The sequence below is a fragment of the Myxococcus sp. AB025B genome (assembly GCF_006518215.1).
GTDB lineage: Bacteria > Myxococcota > Myxococcia > Myxococcales > Myxococcaceae > Myxococcus > Myxococcus fulvus.
Genome location: NZ_SRLW01000051.1, coordinates 1 through 21,097 on the forward strand (window position 1 = coordinate 1; position 21,097 = coordinate 21,097).

20 protein-coding genes are annotated in these 21,097 nt (G+C 71.4%); 10 read left to right on the plus strand and 10 right to left on the minus strand.

Features of this window, described 5'->3' with window-relative positions; genetic code table 11:
- Window positions 1–40 precede the first annotated feature (40 nt).
- Window positions 41–2,482: an excinuclease ABC subunit UvrA gene (locus FL311_RS11035; protein ID WP_141324984.1), complete on the plus strand. Its 2,442-nt coding sequence runs from the start codon at window positions 41–43 to the stop codon at window positions 2,480–2,482.
- A 67-nt stretch (window positions 2,483–2,549) separates the two neighbouring features.
- Here the strand turns inward: FL311_RS11035 and FL311_RS11040 are convergent, their stop codons facing one another.
- Window positions 2,550–2,954, minus strand: coding sequence for a RidA family protein (locus FL311_RS11040; RefSeq protein ID WP_141324986.1), 405 nt, complete (start codon window positions 2,952–2,954; stop codon window positions 2,550–2,552).
- A gap of 101 nt (window positions 2,955–3,055) precedes the next feature.
- Here FL311_RS11040 and FL311_RS11045 point away from each other — a divergent pair, with 101 nt between their 5' ends.
- Window positions 3,056–3,961, plus strand: a complete 906-nt coding sequence (locus FL311_RS11045) for a LysR family transcriptional regulator (protein WP_141324988.1) — start codon at window positions 3,056–3,058, stop codon at window positions 3,959–3,961.
- A gap of 98 nt (window positions 3,962–4,059) precedes the next feature.
- Here the strand turns inward: FL311_RS11045 and FL311_RS11050 are convergent, their stop codons facing one another.
- Window positions 4,060–4,305 (minus strand): DUF1272 domain-containing protein, encoded by a 246-nt coding sequence (locus tag FL311_RS11050; protein ID WP_141324990.1) that lies wholly within the window; start codon window positions 4,303–4,305, stop codon window positions 4,060–4,062.
- Window positions 4,306–4,558: 253 nt separating this feature from the next.
- On the minus strand, window positions 4,559–4,936 hold the full coding sequence (locus FL311_RS11055; protein WP_141324992.1) for a hypothetical protein: 378 nt from the start codon (window positions 4,934–4,936) through the stop codon (window positions 4,559–4,561).
- A 119-nt stretch (window positions 4,937–5,055) separates the two neighbouring features.
- Between FL311_RS11055 and FL311_RS11060 the strand changes: the two genes are divergently transcribed.
- A complete protein-coding gene (locus tag FL311_RS11060; RefSeq protein WP_141324994.1) occupies window positions 5,056–6,339 on the plus strand; it encodes a radical SAM protein in 1,284 nt (427 codons plus the stop codon).
- Window positions 6,336–7,313 carry a hypothetical protein gene (locus tag FL311_RS11065; protein WP_141324996.1) on the plus strand — a complete coding sequence of 326 codons (978 nt, stop codon included), beginning with the start codon at window positions 6,336–6,338 and terminating at the stop codon, window positions 7,311–7,313. The genes FL311_RS11060 and FL311_RS11065 overlap by 4 nt, the downstream gene beginning before the upstream one ends.
- Before the next feature lie 167 nt (window positions 7,314–7,480).
- Here FL311_RS11065 and FL311_RS11070 read toward each other — a convergent pair whose 3' ends face one another.
- Both FL311_RS11070 and FL311_RS11075 read right to left on the minus strand, forming a co-directional pair.
- A complete protein-coding gene (locus FL311_RS11070; protein WP_194869158.1) occupies window positions 7,481–8,545 on the minus strand; it encodes a hypothetical protein in 1,065 nt (354 codons plus the stop codon).
- Between the two features lie 105 nt (window positions 8,546–8,650).
- Entirely contained in the window at window positions 8,651–11,803 is a 3,153-nt protein-coding gene (locus tag FL311_RS11075) for a tetratricopeptide repeat protein (protein ID WP_141324998.1), read from the minus strand.
- A gap of 53 nt (window positions 11,804–11,856) precedes the next feature.
- On the opposite strand from FL311_RS11075, the gene FL311_RS11080 reads away from it, so the two are divergent.
- Window positions 11,857–12,744, plus strand: a complete 888-nt coding sequence (locus FL311_RS11080; protein ID WP_141325000.1) for a sigma-70 family RNA polymerase sigma factor — start codon at window positions 11,857–11,859, stop codon at window positions 12,742–12,744.
- A gap of 44 nt (window positions 12,745–12,788) precedes the next feature.
- Here FL311_RS11080 and FL311_RS11085 read toward each other — a convergent pair whose 3' ends face one another.
- The gene (locus FL311_RS11085; protein WP_153882676.1) at window positions 12,789–14,189 is read right to left on the minus strand and encodes a hypothetical protein; all 1,401 of its coding nucleotides are present in this window, start codon (window positions 14,187–14,189) and stop codon (window positions 12,789–12,791) included.
- On the opposite strand from FL311_RS11085, the gene FL311_RS11090 reads away from it, so the two are divergent.
- Entirely contained in the window at window positions 14,182–14,511 is a 330-nt protein-coding gene (locus tag FL311_RS11090; protein WP_153882677.1) for a hypothetical protein, read from the plus strand. The two genes, FL311_RS11085 and FL311_RS11090, sit on opposite strands and share 8 nt — an antisense overlap.
- A 95-nt stretch (window positions 14,512–14,606) precedes the next feature.
- Here FL311_RS11090 and FL311_RS11095 read toward each other — a convergent pair whose 3' ends face one another.
- The gene (locus FL311_RS11095) at window positions 14,607–14,885 is read right to left on the minus strand and encodes a hypothetical protein (RefSeq protein WP_141325004.1); all 279 of its coding nucleotides are present in this window, start codon (window positions 14,883–14,885) and stop codon (window positions 14,607–14,609) included.
- A 181-nt stretch (window positions 14,886–15,066) separates the two neighbouring features.
- On the minus strand, window positions 15,067–15,582 hold the full coding sequence (locus FL311_RS44025) for a hypothetical protein (RefSeq protein ID WP_194869161.1): 516 nt from the start codon (window positions 15,580–15,582) through the stop codon (window positions 15,067–15,069).
- 3 nt (window positions 15,583–15,585) lie between these two features.
- Between FL311_RS44025 and FL311_RS44030 the strand changes: the two genes are divergently transcribed.
- A complete protein-coding gene (locus FL311_RS44030) occupies window positions 15,586–15,747 on the plus strand; it encodes a hypothetical protein (protein ID WP_194869162.1) in 162 nt (53 codons plus the stop codon).
- A 221-nt stretch (window positions 15,748–15,968) separates the two neighbouring features.
- Here the strand turns inward: FL311_RS44030 and FL311_RS11110 are convergent, their stop codons facing one another.
- Window positions 15,969–16,898 (minus strand): DUF808 domain-containing protein, encoded by a 930-nt coding sequence (locus FL311_RS11110; RefSeq protein ID WP_141325010.1) that lies wholly within the window; start codon window positions 16,896–16,898, stop codon window positions 15,969–15,971.
- Window positions 16,899–17,110: 212 nt separating this feature from the next.
- Between FL311_RS11110 and FL311_RS11115 the strand changes: the two genes are divergently transcribed.
- Together FL311_RS11115 and FL311_RS11120 are read left to right on the plus strand one after the other, a co-directional pair.
- Complete coding sequence (locus FL311_RS11115; RefSeq protein ID WP_141325012.1) at window positions 17,111–17,941, plus strand: TrmB family transcriptional regulator; 831 nt, start codon at window positions 17,111–17,113, stop codon at window positions 17,939–17,941.
- The gene (locus tag FL311_RS11120; protein WP_141325014.1) at window positions 17,938–19,764 is read left to right on the plus strand and encodes an aspartyl protease family protein; all 1,827 of its coding nucleotides are present in this window, start codon (window positions 17,938–17,940) and stop codon (window positions 19,762–19,764) included. The genes FL311_RS11115 and FL311_RS11120 overlap by 4 nt, the downstream gene beginning before the upstream one ends.
- Here FL311_RS11120 and FL311_RS11125 read toward each other — a convergent pair.
- Window positions 19,742–20,149, minus strand: a complete 408-nt coding sequence (locus FL311_RS11125; protein WP_228556812.1) for a helix-turn-helix domain-containing protein — start codon at window positions 20,147–20,149, stop codon at window positions 19,742–19,744. The genes FL311_RS11120 and FL311_RS11125 overlap by 23 nt on opposite strands.
- A gap of 81 nt (window positions 20,150–20,230) precedes the next feature.
- Here FL311_RS11125 and FL311_RS11130 point away from each other — a divergent pair, with 81 nt between their 5' ends.
- Window positions 20,231–21,097 carry a hypothetical protein gene (locus FL311_RS11130; RefSeq protein WP_141325018.1) on the plus strand — a complete coding sequence of 289 codons (867 nt, stop codon included), beginning with the start codon at window positions 20,231–20,233 and terminating at the stop codon, window positions 21,095–21,097.

A 21,097-nucleotide genomic window follows, 5' to 3' on the forward strand; every position in this document is an offset into this window, starting at 1 on the left:
CGTCCCCACACCCCACCCGTTCGCCGTTGGTACCCCTGTCATGACCGAGCCCAAGCACTCCACTCCCGCGCATCCCGCGGACCGCCACGACCTCATCCGCGTCCGGGGCGCCAGGGAGAACAACCTCAAGGACGTGAGCGTCGAGCTCCCCAAGCGCCGGCTGACGGTGTTCACCGGCGTCTCCGGCTCGGGCAAGTCGTCGCTGGTCTTCGGCACCATCGCGGCCGAGTCCCAGCGGATGATCAACGAGACCTACAGCGCGTTCGTCCAGGGCTTCATGCCGTCCCTGGGACGGCCCGAGGTGGACGTGCTGGAGGGCCTGACGACGGCCATCATCGTCGACCAGGAGCGCATGGGCGCCAACTCCCGCTCCACCGTCGGCACCGCGACGGACGCCAACGCGAGGCTGCGGGTGCTGTTCAGCCGCCTGGGCAAGCCGCACATCGGCTCCTCCAACGCGTTCTCCTTCAACATCCCGTCGGCGCGCGCGTCGGGGCAGATAACCGTCGACAAGGGCGAGGGCCAGGTCGAGGAGCGCGTGGTCACCATCTCCGGCGGCATGTGTCCCCGGTGCGAGGGCATGGGCTCGGTGACGGACATCGACCTGGGCCAGCTCTACGACGACAGCAAGTCGCTCAATGAGGGCGCGCTCACCATCCCCGGCTACAACGCGGACGGGTGGCAGGTGCGCATCTACGCGAACTCGGGCTTCCTGGACCCGGACAAGCCCATCCGCAAGTACACGAAGAAGGAGCTGGAGGACTTCCTCTACAAGGAGCCCACCAAGGTGAAGTTCGAGAGCATGAACCTCACCTACGAGGGCCTGGTGCCCCGCATCCAGAAGTCGTTCCTGTCCAAGGACAAGGAGGCGATGCAGCCGCACATCCGCGCCTTCGTGGAGCGCGCGGTGACCTTCACGCCCTGCCCCGAGTGCGCAGGCACCCGGCTCAACGCGGCCGCCCGGTCCTCCAAGGTGAAGGGCATCAACATCGCCGAGGCCTGCTCGATGCAGGTGAGTGACCTGGCCGAGTGGGTGCGCGGGCTGAACGAGCCCTCCGTCGCGCCGCTGCTGGCCACGCTGCGCCAGACGCTCGACTCGTTCGTGGAGATTGGCCTGGGCTATCTCAGCCTGGACCGTCCGTCGGGGACGCTGTCGGGCGGCGAATCCCAGCGCATCCAGATGATTCGCCACCTGGGCTCGTCGCTCACCGACGTGACGTACGTGTTCGACGAGCCGACCGTCGGACTGCATCCGCACGACATCCAGCGGATGAATGACCTGCTGCTGCGCCTGCGCGACAAGGGCAACACCGTGCTGGTGGTCGAGCACAAGCCGGAGGTCATCGAGATCGCGGACCACGTCGTGGACATCGGCCCGGGCGCGGGCACCGCCGGTGGCGCGGTGGTGTTCGAGGGCACCGTCGACGGGCTGCGCGCCAGCGACACGCTCACCGGGCGGCACCTGGGCTACCGCGCGTCGTTGAAGCCCTCGGTGCGAAAGCCGTCGGGGGCGCTGAAGGTGCGCGGGGCGAAGGCGCACAACCTGCGGGGCGTGGACGTGGACATCCCGCTGGGCGTGCTGGTGGTGGTGACGGGCGTGGCGGGCTCCGGGAAGAGCTCGCTGATCCACGGCTCGGTGTCGGGGCGTGAGGGCGTGGTGACGGTGGACCAGAGCGCGATTCGCGGCTCGCGGCGCAGCAACCCGGCGACGTACACGGGGCTGCTGGAGCCGATCCGCAAGGCCTTCGCCAAGGCCAACGGCGTGAAGCCCACGCTGTTCAGCGCGAACTCGGAGGGCGCCTGCCCCACGTGCAACGGCGCCGGGGTCATCTACACGGACCTGGCGATGATGGCGGGGGTCAGCACGCTGTGCGAGGAGTGCGAGGGCAAGCGCTTCCAGGCGGCGGTGCTGGAGTACCGGCTGGGCGCGCTCAACATCGCCGAGGTGCTCGACCTGCCCGTCAAGGACGCGGCGACCTTCTTCGGCTCCAAGGAGGCGCGCACGCCGGCCGCGCATGAAATCCTGAAGCGGATGAACGACGTGGGGCTGGGCTACCTGCGGCTCGGCCAGCCCCTCACCACGCTGTCGGGCGGCGAGCGGCAGCGGCTGAAGCTCGCGACGCACATGGGTGAGGAGGGCGGCGTCTACGTGCTCGACGAGCCGACCACGGGCCTGCACCTGGCCGACGTGGAGAACCTCCTGGGGCTGCTGGACCGGCTGGTCGACTCGGGCAAGTCCGTCATCGTCATCGAGCACCACCAGGCCGTCATGGCGCACGCGGATTGGATCATCGACCTGGGCCCGGGCGCGGGGCACGACGGCGGGACCATCGTGTTCCAGGGGCCGCCGGCGGACCTCGTCTCCGCGAAGGCCACGCTGACCGGGCAGCATCTGGCGGCGTATGTCGGCGGGGCCTCGGGCGCGAAGGTCGGAGGCGGAAAGCCGGAAGCTCCCCGGGGGCGCGCGGCGCGGCGCTCGTAGTCGCGGCCTCCCACGAAGGCTCCGTGCTCCCAACGCGAGGGACACGGAGCCTTGCCGAGGCGATGGCTCAAGGCAGGACGGCGGTGGCTTCGACCTCCACGAGGATGTCCGGCTCGAAGAGCACGCTGACGCCAATCAACGAGGCCGGCGCGGGGACGAACTTCAGCTCCTGCGCGACCTGCTGAACACCCGCGCCGAACTGGGGCAGTTGCTCGGGCTTCCAGCCGACCACGTAGAACCTCAAGCGGACCACGTCGCTGAACGAGGCTCCGGCCGCCGCGAGCGCGAGGCCGACGTTGCGCAGCGACTGCGCCACCTGCCCCGCCAGGTCTCCTCGCGCGACGAGCTTCCCCTCCGCGTCGTAGGCGACCTGACCGGCGATGTGGACCTGTCGGGAGCCCGTGGAGATGGACACCTGGTGGTAGAGCTCGGGCTTCATCATTCCATCGGGGTTGAGCAGCGTGACGGGCATGGCGGTTCTCCTGGGGTTGGCGATGCCATGACCCTATAGCGCTGGGATTGACGAACGGTGTTCCCCACTCCAGCGATGAGGCCGCTACAATCGTGGGGCCCATGAAGCGCGCCAACCTCGACGAAATCCTCGCCTTCATGTCCGTCGTGGACGCGGGCAGCTTCGTCGCGGGAGGGCGGGCCATCGGACTGACGCGCTCGGCCGCGGGCAAGGCGCTGGCCCGACTGGAGTCGCGGCTCGGCGTGCGCCTGCTCCACCGCACCACGCGCCACGTGAGCCTCACCGACGATGGCCGCGTGTTCCATGAGCACTGCCAGCAGGTCCTCGCCGCGCTGGAGGAAGCGGAGGCCAGCGTCGGACAGCACACGGGGACTCCGCGAGGCGTCCTGCGCCTCACCGTGCCGGACGCGTTCGGCAGGCTGCTGGTGCTCCCGGTGCTGCGGGACTACCTGCGGATGTGGCCCGAGGTGCAGGCGGAGGTGAGCTTCAGCGACCGCGTCGCGGACGTCATCGAGGAGGGCTACGACCTCGCCGTGCGCATCCAGGCGACCCATACGGATACGCGCCTGGTCTCCCGGCTCGTGGCCGAGTACCCCGCCATCCTCTGCGCCTCCCCGACCTATCTCGCCGCGCGTGGAGAGCCCCGGACGCTGGAGGAGCTGTCCGCGCATGACTGCCTGTTCTTCAGCAGCCGCGCGCGCAGGCAGCGCTGGCGCCTGCGTGAGCAGGGCGGCTCGTGGGTCCACGTGGAGGGACGAAGCCGCCTCCGGCTCGACAGCGGCGAGGCGCTGCGTGACGCGGCGGTCGCCGGGATGGGCGTCGCGTTCCTCCCCGGCTTCCTCGTCGACGCGGACCTCTCGCGAGGGCGCCTGCGGGCGCTGCTGCCCTCCGTCGAGACGGGCACCGTGCGCATCACCGCGCTCTACCCGAGCAAGACCCACCTGCCCGCCAAGGTGCGGCGCCTCATCGACCTGATGGTCGAGCGCTGGAAGCCGAAGTCGCGCTGACGCGGGTCGCCGCCACGCGAACCCGGGCGGGAAGGCCCAGGCGCGCCACCACGGCGTCCGGCCCATCCTCGGCCAGCGTCACCCGCGATTCCCGCGCCTCAGCGCGGAGCGCAGCCTTGCGGCTTGAACACTCGCTCCGTGGACGCGGGGAACCGGGCGAGCTTGCTGGCGGGCCGGCGCGGCCTCGGCGTGAGGTCACCGCCGCAGTTGGGGCAGATACCCTTCAAGCGCTCCGACACGCAGTTCGCGCAGAACGTGCATTCGAAGGTGCAGATGAACGCGTCCGTCGCGTCGGGCGGCAGGTCACGGTCACAACACTCACAGCCGGGGCGGAGCTGCAGCACGAGGGAGACCTCCTGGGCGTCGGGACCCAACGAAACACGGGGACGCGACCGGTGCAATCTCCCCGGCCCCAGCGCGAAGCCCCGCTGCCCGTTAACCGGAGCGCTTGACCTTGCCACGGGTGGCAGGGGCTGGCGTGGCCCCCAGGAGAGCCGGATGAACATCGGAGAACTCGCCCTGGAGTCCCCTCACCCGCCGTTCGCCTCCCAGCCAGAAGCGCTCGCCGCGCTCCTGGATGGCGCGCGCTGACGAAGCTCAGTCGCCCGTGGGCTCCGCCCGAAGCGCGAGGAGCAGCTCCACCTGGGCGCGCAGCGTCCGCGCCTCCTCGTGCTTGCCCAGCTTGACGTAGAGGGCCTCCGCCTCCCGTCGCGCCTGGAGCTCCTTCTGGAGGAGCGCATCCACCGCCTCCGGCGACAGGAGCCGACGCGGCACGTCTCCACGTCCCAGCCCCTCTACACCCCCCGCGACGACCCCCGTGACGGCCTTGGGGGCGACGCTCAGGTCCGCCGCCTCGGCGTTGTCGAGCGCGGCCAGCGTCTCCCGCAGCACCGCGACCGCCGCCGCGTTCCTGTCCTTCAGCGCATCCTTGAGCGCGACCCGCAACCGCCCCTTCCAGGCTTCCACGGTCCTCATCCGCCCACCGTAGAGGTCCCCACCCGAACACTCAAGGCAACCCACCAGGCGCTCCCCTTCCCGCCCGAACTTTGTGTCGATTTGACACGAAGCCTGGAGCTTGAGAGAGTGCCGACGTCATGGACACCGCCTTCGTCGCCTTCATTCCGCTCTCGAACTGGCTGCGCGGATTCGATCGCTACCGCATGCGGTACTCGAAAGCGTCCATCGCCGAGTCGACCTTCCCCGACGCGTTCTACATGTTGAGGGAGGACGAGCCCTGGGCGCCGGGGCTCGCGAAGGCGCGGCGGCTCGTCGCGAAGCTCGGCCGCGCGAAGGACCGCGTCGTCGCGCTGCGCGCCCGGCTGCCCACGTCGGGTGAGCGGGCGATGCGCCCCAACGACACCACGGGCACGGGAATCGGCTGGCGGTGGCCCTCGCCCGAGGTCCCCTTGAGCGGCGTCGCGTGGGTCGAGGAGGACGGGACGCTGCGCCCCACCCTCCACGAGGAGGTCACCGCGCAGGCCTTCCAGCTGGACGACACGGGGCTCGCGCCGTGGGAGGACTGCCGTCCCCGCTCCTTCTCCGTGCTGCCCGTGGCGAAGGCCTGTCAGGCGAAGTGCGCGTTCTGCTTCTCGAAGGCCAGCGTCTCCGACCTGGCGCGGCAGCGCAGCGCCTCGCTCGAACATCAGCTGCACTGGGCGGACCTCGCCCGCGCCCGAGGGGCGGAGCGCGCCGTCATCACCGGTGGGGGCGAGCCCACCTTGATGGCCCCGGGCCCGCTGCGCTCGCTGGTGCGCGGCCTCGCCGAGCGGTTCCCGAAGACGCTCCTCATCACCAACGGCGCGCGCCTGGATGCGGGGCAACTGCACGCCTTGCGCGACGAGGGCCTCACCACGCTGGCCGTCAGTCGCCACGGCGTCACGCGCGAGGACGACGCGCGCATCATGGGCCTGTCGGTGGACTCGGGTGCGCTCGCGCGGGCCTTCGGGCTGCGCAGCCGCGCCATCTGCGTCCTCCAGCGGGGCGGCGTGGATGACGTCCCCAAGGTCCTCGCCTACCTGGAGCGCAGCGCGCGCGACGGGTTCCACGAGGTCTGCTTCAAGGAGCTCTACGTCTCCAGCCTCTCCGAGAACGCGTGGGCGCCGAGCGCCGCGAACCAGTACTGCGCGGCGCATCAGGTGCCGCTCGCGCTCGTGCTCCACGCCATGGAGGTCGGAGGCTTCACGCAGGTCGACGCGCTCCCGTGGGGAAGCCCCGTGTTCGAGGGGGAAGTCGCGGGGCGGGTGCTGCGCGTGGCGGCGTACACGGAGCCGTCCGTCGGCTGGGAGCGCACGCACCGGAAGGTCCGCTCGTGGAACCTCATGAGCGATGGGACCTGCCTCGCCTCGCTCGAGGACCCCGCCTCGGAGCTGCGCGGATGAGACACGAGGACTTCCTCGCGCTGCGGGACGCGTGGCGCGCGAAGCGGCCCGGGCTCATCGACCTGGCGGAGCTCAACGTCTACCGGAGCCTCGGGCCTGGCTTCGCGCCCATCGCGCCTTCGACCCACGCGGAGGCGCCCTACCGGTGTCACCTCGCCGAGCGCTATCTCGCGCACCTGGGGCTCGACGCGGGGCTCAAGGCGCGGACGCAGGTCAGCCACGGGGTGCGGCGCTCCCTGCGCGCGCTGTTCGGCTGGCTCGCGTCCCGACGGGCGCGCCTCGGCGTCCCCGAGGATGTGTACCCGGTGTACCTGCAGCTCGCCGACGAAGCAGGTGTCCAGGTCGTTCGCTACGCCTCGCACGAGGGCCTGCCCGTGCTCCAGGACTGCGACGCGCTCCTGCTGTGCGAGCCGCTCAAGCCCTGGGGACGCGAGCTCGGACGCGAGGAGGCCGAGCAGGTGGAGGCGTGGGTCCGCGCCGAGCCGGGGGAGCGGGTGCTGCTCATCGACTCCGCGTACGCGACACCTCCGGCGCCGTGGGTCCTGCGGCTCATGCAAGAGGAGCTCGCGTTCGTCCTCGTCTCGCTGTCGAAGGGCTGGCTCATCCCGGACCACGCGGGGCTGTGCATCACGCCGTCGCGGTGGCGCGAGGACATGCGCGCCGCCTTCGCGCCGCTGCCGAAGGACGAGCGCAAGCTGCGCATCGGCTACGCGGCCCTCACCGAGCACGCAGCGCGTCCCACCGAGGTCCGAGCACGTCTGGTCGAGCATGCGCGCGCACTGGATGCGCTCACCACCCGCAGGCCCGAGCTGCAGGCCTCGCGCTGCATCGGATACTTCGCCACGTCACGGTGCTCGTTCGATGCGCTGCTGGAGCAAGGCGTCCTCGGCGTGCCCGCGTCCGTCTTCGGCGGCCCCGAGGCGCTGAGCATCCTCTCGAGCCTCCCCGCCGCGCCGTCGGCACGAGCGACCTGACCGGTCGCCCACGCCCCGCCCCCTGGGCGAGCAACTCCGAGCCCTCCCGACACGGCGGTTCTTCACGCAGCACGGCTCAACCGCCAGCGCGGCCTGTATTGGCACCCAGCCCTCGGGAGCGCCGGGCCTCTCCCGCGACCGGTGCGCCCGCTCCCGTGAAGCCGTCGCTACTCGAAGAGGGAGAGCTGCCCCAGCGAGCGCAGCTGCCCGGTCGTCTCGCGCGGGACCGCCTTCACCCGGACCTGGGACACGGCCGTCGTGCCGGTCAGGTCCACCTCCACGAAGGGCCGCGCGCCCGTGCCCTCGAGCAGGTTGGCCAGGGGCACCCACTGCGTGCCGTCGGCGCTGCCCTCCAGCACCAGCTCGTTCACGGCGCCGGACACGTCGAAGTTGCGCAGCACCGCCTTGCGTGGCACCACCGGCCTGGCCAGCTGCACCACGACCTCCTGGACGCCCGTCTGGAAGAGCACGAGCCCATCCAGCTCTCCGTTCGTGAGGCGGCACGGCGTCTCCGCGTTCAGGTACGTGCACGTCGCGCCACGGCTCACGGGGACGAGCGCCCGGCGAGGCAGCGCCCGCTCGTCGCTGACATAGGTGAGGCTCACCGACTCCGAGCCCGCCTTCGCGTCACGCTCGACGCTGACGAACGCCTGGAGCCCCGCCGCGTCCTCGAGGACGTAGTCGCTCAGGCGCACGGGCGACACGGCATCCGTCACCCGCCAGGCCTCACGCAGCGAGGGACGCACGGACAACACGTGCCCATCGCTCTCCAGCCCGTGCGTCGCGCGCAGGGAGCGGAAGCCCACGCTCACCCCTCCCGCCTCCTCGGTGGCCGTCATCGTGCCGGTCCACTCCTGCAGCACGGGCAGCTGGACCTCCGACTCCTGCACGAGGAACGCGGCGGAGACGCTCCGCCCCTCACGCTGCGCCGGCGAGCGGAGGACGAAGCAGCGCGCGATGCTCCCGTTGCGCGTGTCCGCTCCCAACAGGTCCAGCTCGAACGTGCCATCCGCGCGGGCCTTCACCGACTTCCAGCTCGCCGTGAAGCCCGCGAACGCACACGACGAGTTGTCGCTGCGGTAGACCTTCAACATCGCCTCGGGCAACGCCGCGCCCGCCTCGTCGACCAGGCGCCCCTTCAGGACGATGTCCAGGTCATCCGCGACCTTGCTCTCGGTACAGCCGACCACCCACGTCAAACCACCCAGTGTCAACGCGCGAATCCATCGCATGGGAACCCCCTTGGCCAATGAGCCGGGGCTTCATTGCAAGTTCTGGCGCAGGGGCCGCTCCCTCTGGAGGCGCGGAGCAGGGCCCGTCCTTTCGTGACAGGGGCGTCATGGCGAGCCCCCTACGCGGGTGCCACCGCCACTTCGCGGTGACCTCGCCGGGGCCGCGAGCCACGCGTCGAGCGCGCCGCGCTCCTTCGCCGCGCCCAGGGGGTCCTGCTCGAAGCGACGCTGCGCCTCTCGCGCCAGCGTCAACGCCCTGGGGCGCTGCTCCTCGCCCACCTCCCACAGCGCACGCGCCAGCGCGAACTCGGCCATCCCCCGCTCGACGGGCGCCAGCTCCACCTTGCCCGCGAGCGCCACGGCCTCCTCCAACAACTCCAGCGACGCTCGCGCCCCACGCAACCGGCGCGTCGCATCCCCCGCCAGCGTCAGCGTCACCACCACCCGGGGATGCTCGCGGCCCAGCGCCTTGCGCCGCAGCTCCAGCGCGCGCAGGAAGCCATGGAGCGCCGCGGGCAGGCGCCCCTCCGCCAGGTCCACCTTCGCCAGGTTCTGGATGACGGAGGCCACCTTCGGATGCTCGGTCCCCAGCGACTGCTCCCACGACTTGCGCGCGGCGAGCAGCAGCGACCGCGCCTCGGCATGGGCCCCCAGGTCCAGCTTCACCGTGCCCAGGTTGTTGTACGTCAGCGCCAGGTCCGGATGGGTGTCGCCCAGGTAGCGCCGCTGCAGCGCCAGCGCCTCGCCATAGGCCTGCTCCGCGGACGCGGACTGCCCCAGGTCCGCGTGCGCATTGCCCATGCTCGTCAGCACCGACACCACGCGGGGATGCGCCTCTCCGTGGATGCGCTTGAGGTCCGGCAACACTCGCGCATAGTGCGCCAGCGCCTCGCTCAGCTTGCCCTGTCGCTGGAGCGCATCTCCCAGGTTCAGCCGCACCATGAGGGCCCGCGGATGCTCGTCGTGGGGCAGCCGCTCCGCCAGCTTTAGCGCCCGCGAGTAGCGCGCCACCGCCTCCTCCACCCGCCCCAGCAACCGCAGCGAGGTCGCCACGTTGTTGAGGTACTCGATGCAGCCGAGGTGCTCGGTGCCATAGGCCCGCTCCAAGAGCCCCAGCGCGCGCTCATGGCTCGCCAGGGCCTCCGCGTAGCGCCCCTGGGCATTGAGCACGATGCCCACGGTCGACAGGGGATGGGCGACGAGGGGATGCTCCGCGCCCAGCGACTTCTCGCGAATCGCCACGGCCGCGCGGAGGTCCTCGAGGGCCGCGTCATAGGCCCCCTTCCTGAAGCGAAGCAGTCCCCGGGTGGCATGGAACTCACTGGCGGCGCTCGGCGTCAGCGTGGTGTCCATGCGCTCCAGCGCCGCCTCCGCCATCTCGGCGGCGTGCCCGGCCTCCTCGTGACGGTCCTTCCGGTTCAGCTCCGCGCTGACCATCCCCGTCAGCGAGCGCACGAGCATCTCGTCGTCCCGCCCCGCGAGCGCCGCGCGCTGCGAGGCGCGGAAGGCCTCCCAGGACTTGTCGTAGTGCCCCAGCGCGCCCTCGATGTAGCCCAGCACCAGCAGCGCCGCGGACTCATCGGGCCGGTGGCCCACCTCGCGCGCCCCCTGGAGGACCTGCTGGGTCAGCGCCATCGCCGCGTCCTCCTGGCGGGCCTCGTGGAGCGCCGTCGACTCCGCCAGCTGGAGGCGGAGCTTCTCGAGCCGCGCTCGCGCCTGGGCCGAGGCCGGCGGAGGCACCACGCTCGCCAGCGCCACGCGGTCCGCGCACGGCAGGATGTCCGGCAGGGCATGCACCGCCCGCGGGGCCGCCTCCAGCACGGCGGGGTCCGCGCGCGACAACAGCTCCACCGTGGCCCCCAGCGAGCCCCACCGCCGCGACAGGCACGCGCCGCGCAGGTCCAGCATCCGCTCGGACTGCTCGCCGCGGACGTGGGTGGCCTCGCAGGACTCGCGCTCCATCGCCACGAGCGAGTCGACATAGGCCCCCAGGCGCTTCAGGGTGTGGTCGCGGGCCTGCTCGGACAACCTGGGGCTGGCGGACTCGAGCGCCGCCACCAGGCGCGCGCGCCGCTGCTCGCTCCACTCCACCGCGCGGCGCCCCTCGACGCCCGCGCAGCGCGTGGCCTCGCGCAGCCAGAACCCCGTCGCGACGCCGAGCACCGCCGTCGCGCACGCGCCCGCCATCATCCAGCGCCAGCGCATCCAGCGCGACGTGTGCGTGAGCGCGGACAGGAGCGCCTCCATCGAGGGGTGACGCGAGAACGGGTCCGCCGACAGTCCGCGCAACAGCGCGCGACGCACCCGCGAAGGGACGCGCGAGGGCAGGGGCAACGAGGGTGTGCCCGCGAGGATGGCCTGGTGCAGCTCCCGGGGCGTGCTCCCCCGGAAGGGACGCTCGCCACAGAGCGCCTCGACGAGCGCGATGCAGAAGCTGAACTGGTCACCGCGCGCGTCCGCGGGTCGGCCCTCGAGCTGCTCGGGCGACATGTACGCCACCGTGCCCAGCAGGGCTCCGTCCTGCGTCACCTCGACCGAGGGCCCGCGGGGCGCGGCCGTCCCCGTGGAGAGCTCCAGGGGCTCCGGCTCCCGGACGAGCCGCGCCAGGCCGAAGTCCGTGACGCGCACGCGCCCGTCCAGCCCCACCAGCACGTTGTCGGGCTTGAAGTCCCGGTGGACCAGCCCGCGCGCGTGGGCCGCCTGCAGGCCCCTCCCCGCCTGGAGGAAGCACTCCAGCACGTCCGTCCACGGCCGGGGTGCGGCCTTCAGCCACTTGCGCAACGTGGTCCCCGCCACGAAGTCCATGGCGATGAAGAGCCCGTCGTCATGTCCGCCCACGTCGTGCACCGCGACCACGTGCGGATGGGACAAGCGGGCCAGGGCCTGGGCCTCACGCGAAAGCCGCGCGCGGGCCTCCGTCGCGCCCGGCCCCGCGTCCCAATCCGGCCGCAGCAGCTTCAGCGCGACCTTGCGGTCCAGCTCGGGGTCATACGCGGCGAAGACCACGCCCATGCTGCCCAGGCCGATGTGCTCCAGGAGCACATAGCGGCCCACTCGGGCGCCGGGCGCGAGCCGCGGCTGGAGCCGGTCCCTCGAGTCCTCGTCCCCGGCGAGCACCACCACCAACTGACGACAGCGCGCACACCCATCCAGGTGCTGCTCCAGCCGGGCCAGGGCGGAGCCTGTCACCAGCCCCTCCACCAGGTCCGCGAGCGCGCCTTCGTCCGGGCACGGTGTCGAAGTGTGAAGTCGACTCACCCTGGGGCTCCGTGGACCTGGCGGCGCGAGCCATCCTGGTAGGATGGGTCGACATGAGCGATGAGCTTGCCTTGAGCGAGGCACTCCTCCGCGCGGCGCCACCGTCGTGCATCGAGGCCCTGCGCGCGCTGCCCGAGCTGGAGGCCACGCTGCTCACGCTGGTGGGGAGCGCCCGTGAAGCCCACCCGACGCTCACCATCGCCCCCGAGGACTTCGTGCGGCACCTGGCCACGCGGCTGCCCACGGAAGGGAACGTGGGCGAGGCCCTGGGCCACGTGCGCGCGGACGAGCTGCTGCTGGCCCACGCGTGTGCTCGCGGCGATGCGCGGGCGCTGGCGCGGTTGGAGGAGCGGTTGTTCTCGCAGGTCGACACCTGGTTCCCCCGCGAGGATGCCACCCTGGTCGCCGAGGTCCGTCAGCACCTGCGTCAGCGCCTGCTCGTTCCCGAGGCAACGCAGCCGCCGCGAATCGCGAGCTACTCGGGTCGGGGACCGCTCGCGCGCTGGGCCCGCGCCATCGCCACGCGGCTGCTCATCGACCTCAAGCAGAGGGACCCGGTGCAGCTCCCCCTGGAGGAGGCCTCCGCGGAGACAGAGGCGTTGGTGGCCCAGGACCCCGAGCTGAGCCTCATCCTCGCGCGTCACCGCGACGACTTCCGGCACGCCCTGGAGGAGGCGCTCGGGACGCTCACGCCCCATGAGCGGACGCTGCTGCGGCTGCACCATGTGGACAACCTCTCGGTGGGCTCGGTGGCCATCATGTACCGCACCTCACGCTCCACCGCCTCGCGCTGGATTCTCCAGGCACGCACGCGCCTCGTCGAGGGGACACGCCAGTCGCTCGCCGCGCGGCTCGCGCTGGCGCCGCCCGAGCTGGAGAGCCTGCTGGGTGTGTTCCGCAGCCACCTGGAGGTGAGCCTCCACCGGCTGCTCCAGTCGTGAGGATGGGGCCCTCCCCCATGGGCCCACTCCCGCGCGACGCGGACTCAGGGCTGCTCGCTGTACCACTGGGCCCAGAGCTGCTCGAAGCCCTCGCGGACCCCCTGGACGCTCCGCGCGGCCTCGTCGGGCGTGACGTTCTGGGGCACGTTGATGCGCACCTCGAGCATGTTCCCCCGCGCCACATCCCGGATGACGACGTCGGGGCCACCCCAGTCCTCATGCCCCATGTCGATATGGACGGAGGAGCGCACACGTGCCCAGTCCTCCATGTGTTGAGAGAGGGTCTCCCTGAAGGCCGCGAGCGCCGCGGCCACCGGGGGCTCTCGCGTCATCGCCACGGGGACATTCAAGCCCATGGAGACGATGGAGCCCGACGCGACATCTCCGATGTGGATGTCACCGAAGACCTGTCCTCTCCCGAAGTCGACCATGGACGAATGTGGCGCAGCGGCCGCCTGGGAGACGGGCTGCGCCAGTGGACCCGCGGGACGTGGTGGAGCCGGCGAAGGAACCGCCGCACCGGGCACGAAGTTGAACTCGAACGTCCCCTTCGTGCCCCTGACGACATCCCCGAAGACGAAGGCGCCCACGGGAGGCACGTCGCTCATGAAGACCTCCACCCGACCCGGCGGCCCGACGGGGCTGAAGAACTCCCGGTAGGACGCGGCGCTGGCGGCCACCTGGTCGGCAATGACTGAAGGAGCCAGTCCGGTGGGGAGCGTGACGCTGGATTCCAAGCGGGTCTGTCCGACGATGTCTCCGAGCCGCAGGTCGATGTCGATGACCTCCGCCGCGCCAGGCCGGAAGCTCACCGGCCCCGAGGCTCCATCGATGTGGCGCGGCACCTGCGCCGTGCTGGCCAGGGGAGCCGCGAGTTCGTCGACGCTCCCCGCGAGCAGCGGGTGCGGCACATCCGGCGTGAGCGCATCCACCACCGTCGACGGGTTGGGGGGGCCGGTACGCAGCGCTGTCTGCACCAGGGAGCCCGCGACCTCGGTGCCCACGCGCGTGGAGCCGCGCACGACGGCGGAGCTTCCTCCCGAAATCATGTCCAGCCCCACGCCGGTCGCCGTGCCGAACACCTGCCCCAGCTCCCGCGGACTGTTCGCGATGACCTGCAGGGAGGCCCCCGGATGGGCCAGCAGCGTCTGGAACCCCACCGTCGACCTGTGGCCGACGTCCATCACCGCCTGCCCCGCCTGGCTGGCCAGCGAGCCGAGGGTGTTGCGCAGGGCCACGCCGGAGGGGCCGCTGGGATTGCTGACCGCCTCCCGTGTGAAGCCCGCCGCCCGGAGCGGGTCGGCGACGTTCGCCTTGAACTCGTCCCCGAGCACGGCGGCCGCGCGCCCCGGCTGCGTGGCGAGCAGGTGCAGCCCCTCCCCCGCCTCGCGCCACGTGTCCTGCTTGAAGAACACGTCGACGCCGAGCGCCTCGGCCATGCCCATGCCGAACTCCGCGCCCCAGTTCTTCTTCGGCGAGCACTGCGTGGGCGCGGTCGCGGACGCGGCCGTTGGCGTCGGCGCGGGAGTCGGCGTCGGCGTTGGCGCGGCCGTCGGCGTGGGAGGCCGCGTCGGCGTCGGCGTTGGCGCGGCCGTCGGCGTGGGAGGCCGCGTCGGCGTCGGCGTTGGCGCGGCCGTCGGCGTGGGTGCCGGCGCGGGCTTCGGCGGTGCATGGGCCTTGGCGCCCTGGGGCGCCTTCGTGGCCTGGGACGTCACGCCCTTTCCCTTCGTCTTCGACGGCTTCTGGGACGACGCGGGTGGCGTGTAAAGGACACTCGATTTCTTCGAAGTCTTCATATTTCCCAGGACGGCGCGTCCGGGATTTCGTCCCATTTCCCGCGTCGATCTTCGCACGGGCGCGTCTCAGGGGCGCTTGCGCTCCTTCGCCGAGACGCGCTCGGGCGCGATGCGCAGCAGGACGCCCAGGAACCGCTCGGACAGCGCGACCTTGGCTCCCGCGAAGCGACGGACGAAGTCCAGCGCATCGAGGATCTGCTCCTGCTTGTACGCGAACAGGATGGGCAACGAGCTGAAGCTGAGCTCTCCCGCGGCATGCCACCCCAGCGAATCAGGGACGATGCCGGCGAGCGCCTTGAAGCGATGTTCCTGCTCCCGGGCCAATTGCTCCAGGACCTTGCTCACGGCGGGCCTCTTCAGCTCCGCCAGGGCGTCGCACCACGAAGCGAAGGCCGAGGTGACCGACACGACGGAAGACGGTAGCGCCAGGGCCACTGCTCGACCTCCTCCAGCAGCTCCACGCGCCGGCGCAGCTCGCCCGGCTCAGTCAGCTCGGGCCCCGCCGCGGGAAGCAGTTCCTCCAACGTCAGCATCTCGAAGGCGTTGCTCGGCCGGAACACATTGGCCGGAACACGTCCTTGTCGGGCAGCCGCACGTTCAGCTCCAGCAGCCGGGTGCGCAGGGGCCGCAGCCGCTCGAAGTCCTCCGGACGAGACTCGATCCCCAGCGGCGCGGTGAAGTGGCGCTTGCAGGTCCGACAGGCTTCATCGTCCGCTGCGACGGGAGCGCCACACGAGCACCACGGCGTGCCCACCTCGAGTTCGGGTGGCTCGTACCGGAGCACCTCTTCCCGGAGGTGCTTCTGGAGCGAGACGAAGTCCGTCTTCACCCGACGGTCCTCATGGGGCACCAGGAGCGCCCGATGGCGCTCCTCCCACAGGCAGCACCGCACCTCGCCGTCGAGGCGAACTCCGCCAGCACGCCTCGCCCCCCCCACCGACACCGTCAAATCGAGCATCGACTCGAGCAACGCGCGCAGCTCGGGCGCCTCGGCATCCGGGACGGCGCCACGAAGCTCGACGGGGTCGAGAGTGGCCGCCATGGCGTGTCGGACGCCGGCTACCACGTGGGCTACGAGATTGCCCGGGGCTACCACGCGCGGGCCGCTGACAAGCGCGCGGCCCTCCGGGAGATGATTCAGCGAGACTACGGCGACGTCGCTGCGGTGAAGGCCTTCATCCAGGCCTCCGGCGACTTGAAGCAGTAGCCGCGCGGCGCCGCCTCCGTGAGACACAGGAGGGCCAGGAACCACAGGGCGACTCGCTGGAGCAGCGCGCGCGTCATCGGGACATCCTCCCGACCTCGGGGTGGAGCTTGCGACCTCCGCGCAGCTCACCCGACTTCGCACGCGTGACGCAACCACCGGGGCGGCGTGCCCTCGGACGACGCGGAGCCTGACGCGCGTCGTCGAGGGCTTCGCGCGCGCCGCTACTGCTTCTTCTTCACCAGCTTCTGGCCCAGCGTGAAGAGGAGCACCAGCACGCCGCCCGCGGCCAGCCCCACCGCGCCGTTGAGCAGCATGGGCGCAAGGCCGCCCAGGATGCTGCCCACGCCGGGCGCCGACGAGGCCCAGGCAGCGAACGACTCCTCCAGGTGGTGCAGCGTGGAGACGCCGTGCACGAGGATGCCGCCGCCCACCAGGAACATGGCCGCCGTGCCCGCCACGGAGAGGAACTTCATCAGCATCGGCGCCGCGCGGAGGATGCCCGCGCCCAGGCCGCGCTGGAAGCCGCTGGCCTGACGGCTCAGGTAGAGCCCCGCGTCGTCCAGCTTCACGATGCCAGCCACCAGCCCGTACACGCCCACCGTCATGATGAGCGCGATGCCCACCAGCACCGAGACGCGGGTGGCGAAGGTCGCCGCGGCCACGGTGCCCAGGGTAATCGCGATGATTTCAGCGGAGAGGATGAAGTCGGTGCGCACCGCGCCCTTGATCTTGTCCTTCTCCAGCGCCACCAGGTCCACGGCCGGGTTCGCCAGCGCCTCGCGCAGCTCCGCCTTGTGCGCCTCGTCCTCCGCGCCGTGCAGGAACTTGTGGGCGATCTTCTCGAAGCCCTCGAAGCACAGGTAGGCGCCGCCCACCATGAGCAGCGGCGTCACCAGCCAGGGCGCCAGCGCGCTGATGGCCAGCGCCGCGGGCACCAGGATGGCCTTGTTGACCAGCGAGCCCTTCGCCACCGCCCACACCACCGGCAGCTCGCGGTCCGCGTTCACGCCCGTCACCTGCTGGGCGTTGAGCGCCAGGTCGTCTCCGAGCACGCCTGCCGTCTTCTTCGCCGCCACCTTCGTCAGGATGGAGACGTCATCCAGGATGGTCGCGATGTCGTCGATGAGCGCAATCAGACTGCTGCCGGCCATGAAGTGTCTTCCCGAGGGAGGTGAGGGACGTCGCTGTACCGCCAGGACGGATTAGCACAGCGGGGAGTCCGGGGCACGGCTTCGCGCGGGGCCCTCGGGCCTCCCTAAGCAGGCGCCCCGGAACGCGAAAGTCCTCCCCGGGAAGGCAGGCGAGCACCCCCGGGCCGCTTCATTGGCTTGACTATTATTATCCGCGAGTAATAACAGATCCCATGGACGCGGATGAAGGGCTGGTGGCGCTCGGGTTCACGGAGGTCGAGGCGCGGGTGTACTGCGAGCTGCTGAAGGGGGCGCCGGCCACGGGCTACCGCCTGGCGCAGGCGCTGGGGAAGGCGCCGCCGAGCATCTACCAGGCGCTCGCGTCGCTGGAGCACAAGGGGGCGGTGCTGGTGGAGGAAGGCGAGCCGCGCTCGTTTCGTCCCGTGCCTCCGGACGAGGTGCTCGCCGCGCTGCAGCGGGGCTTCGAGACGCGCAGGAGCGAGGCGGCGAGCGCGCTGCGCAAGCTGCACGCCCCCGCGCAGGACGACCGCATCTACCACCTGAAGAGCACCGCGCAGGTGATGGAGCGGGCGCGGGCGATGATTGCCTCGGCCACCGAGCAGGTGCTCTTCGACCTCTTCCCTCCCCCCTTCACCGCGCTCGTCCCCGCCCTCACGGAGGCGAGCGCGCGCGACGTGGCCATCGCGGGGCTCGTCTACGACGAGACGCCCAAGGTGCCCTTCGACTGCGTGCTGTCCTCCAACGCGGAGTTCGTGCGCGAGCGCTGGCCGGGCGCGCAGCTCACGCTCGTGGTCGACGCACGCGAGTTCCTGGTCGCGCTGCTCACCCCCGACGGCACCGGCGTCAAGCAGGCCATCTGGAGCGACAGCGGATACCTCTCCTGTCTGCAACACAGCGGGCTGTCCGCGGAGGTGCGCCTGAGCGCGCCCCTGGCCACGCGCGCCCGGCTGTCACGCGCCTTCTCCCTCGTCGGCTCGAGCCCGCCCGGACTGCGGCGGCTCGTGGGCCAGCCCTCCACCCCCAAGCGCGGAAACACCCCATGAGACCCCTGCTCCCGCTCCTGTTGGCCCTCGTGCTCCTCCCCTTCGCGGCCACCGCGGAGGCGACGCGGACGCTCATCGAGCGTCACCTCGCGTGGCGCGGTGGGGACGCCTTCACGCGCCTGGAGAGCCTTCATGTCCGGGGGAAGGCCTCGACCTCCGGGCTCCAGGGGACGATGGAGTCCTGGAGCCATCGCGACGGACGCGTCCGTCACGACGAGGACTTCGGGGTGGTGCGCCACTCGATGGCCTTCACGCCCGAGGGCGGCTGGAAGCTCAACGCCAGCGGTCAGGTGGAGGATGCCTCGCCCACCGACGCCCGCGACGCGCGGCACCAGCTGGCGTTGGAGCTGGGGACCGCGCTGCGAGGGGGAGACGGCGCGAAGCTCGAGCCCCGCGCCGATGAGACGCGGGATGGCCGCGCCTGGAAGGTGGTGCGCGTCACCTTCGGCGACGAGGACCTCTATGACCTGTTCCTCGATGACGCCACTGGAGCGCTCCACGGCCTGCGCATCCGCGAGAACAACGTCACGCGCTTCGTGCGCCTGGGGGACTGGCGGCAGGTGGAGGGCGTGCGCATGCCCTTCCTGGAGGAGGAGCTCACCGACAACCCGGACTCCGACTCGCGCACAGTGGTGGAGACGCTGGAGCTGAACGTGCCCATCGCGCCCGCCGTGTTCGCGCGGCCCCAGGACGTGCGCAAGGCGCGCTTCACGAACGGCCGCCACACCACGGGCTTCCTCCCGTTCGAGTTCTTCGACGACAACCGCGTCTTCATCCCGGCCAGGGTGAACGGCAAGCCGACGCAGGTGCTGCTCGACAGCGGCGCGGAGATGACGGTGGTGGACGCGGCCTACGCCCGCACGCTGGGGCTGAAGACGGAGGGACAGGTCGCGGCGGTGGGCAGCGGCGGACAGGCGCAGGCCCAGTTCGCGTCGGGCGTGGACATCGGGATGGGCAACCTCAGGCTGACGGGCTTGACGGTGGCGGTCATCGACCTGGCCCCCGTCGCGCGGATGCTGGGACACCCGCTGCCCGTCATCCTGGGCAAGGAGGCCTTCCATCAGCTCGTGGTGGACGTGGACTTCCCGAACCGGCGCGTCGCCTTCCACGACCGCGCCCACTTCAAGCCGCCCGCGAAGGCGGTGCGGCTACCGCTGGTGGAGTCCGCGGGCGGGCAGCGCGCGGTACAGCTCTCCGTCGAGGGCCGGCCCGCCATCCCCGTGCTGTTCGACGTGGGCAATGGCGGCGCGCTCTCGCTCTTCCCCGCGTACTGGCAGGAGGCCCGGCTGCTGGAGGGACGGCCCAGCTCCAAGACGCTGTCTGGCGCCGTGGGCGGCCTGAGGGAGCGCGACGTGGCGACGCTGAAGCGCATCGAGCTGGCGGGCGTCACGCTGGAGAACGTGCCCACGGTCTTCGACGACGCCGGCAACAGCATCTCCACCTCGGACCGGCTGCTCGGCAACCTGGGCCTGGGCGTCCTCGCGCGCTTCCGGATGCTCACCGACTACCAGATGGACACGCTGATGCTCGTGCCCGACACGCGGGCGCTGCGTCAGCCCTTCCGCAAGGACCGGTCCGGCCTGCTCGTGCTCCCCTCCTCGGAGGGCCGGCTCGAGGTGAAGCTGGTCGCGCCCGGGAGCCCCGCGGAGGCCGCGGGCTGGAAGGTGGGCGAGGAGATTGTCGCCATCGACGGCAAGCCGCTCGGCCCCGACGCGTCGAACCAGGCGCGGTCCAGCTGGCGGTATCGCGCCAGCGGCCAGACGGTGGTCCTCACGGTGAAGGGCGGCGAGCAGCGCCGGCTCACCCTGCGCGACTACTACTGACGGCCGGGCGGGCGGCGGTACCCGCTCGCGGCGCGGGTGCCCGTCGCCTCGATGACGCGCCCGTCGGCGCCGGCTCGTCGAGGGCGCGCAGCTCGGCGGCGTGGTGCTTGCCCCAATCACCCAGCGCGCCCACGATGGGCCGCGGGCTGAGCCCCAGCGCGGTGGCCGTGTACACGACGCGCGGCGGCACCTCCGCGAACACCTCGCGCGCGACGACGCCGTGCCGCCCCATCTCGCGCAGCTGCTGCACCAGCACCTTCTGGCTCACGCCCGGAATCACCCGCCGCAGCTCCGACAGCCGCTTGGGCCCCTCGAAGAGGAAGTAGAGGACGAAGCTCTTCCAGCGCCCGCCAATCACCTTCAGCGCGCGCGAAATAACAAACAACCCAGGCCCGCGTCGTCCAGGTGTGGTGCTCGCGCACGGGGAACAGGCCCCGTCGACGAAGCACCACATCCCGGAGGACGTATGTCCTTGAACGCGTCGAGGCTGTGGAGCTGGAGTCTCGTGGTGGGGTTGGGGCTGGTGGGCTGCGAGGCGGCGCCGCCGCCTGGAATGGAGTCGGAGGCCACGCTGGGCGAGTCGGTGAGCGCCGTGGTCATTCCCCCCACCAGCTCCTTCGACTGGCCCCCGTTCGCGAACGTGACGGACGTGTCCCTGGGGTCGGGGCATCGCACCGTGGCGGTGGCGCCGGGCAAGCCCTTCTCCCTCTCCACGGATTACTTCGTGGGGGCGGACCCGTGCATCGGGTGCAACAACCAGCTCGTGTTCGGCGTGCAGGGTGGCACCGGTGCGTGCGCCTTCGATGGCGTCGGTCCCGTGCAGAGCCACGCTGACGTGGAGCTCATCGCGCCCACGACCCCGGGCATCCACAAGGTGCACGGCAATCACACGCGCGCGCCGGACTGCGCCGCGGCGCTCGGGATGGCGGAGGGCGGACCGGCCTTCGGGCTCATCGGCGTCTACACCGACCCGTGGGAGTGGAGCTGGGGCGGGGTCAGCAACCTCCGGCTGAACGGGAACAGCTCGCACAAGATCAACGTCTTCCCGGGGGCTCGCGTCGACATCACCACCGACTACAAGCTCGACCCAGGGGCGGGCGGCTGCCCGAACTGCTGGGCCCAGCTGGTCTTCGGCATCGACCAGGGCTCCAAGACGTGCATCTACAATGGCATCGGCACGACGAGCGCCACGAACCGCACCTTCTCGCTCACCGCGCCCACCCAGCCGGGCCTCTATCCCGTCTGGGCCGCGGCGCAGTGGGCCTTCACCTGCGACCAGGCGCTGTCCTGGTCCAACGGCGGCGCGCCCGTGGCCTTCATCGAAGTGAAGTAG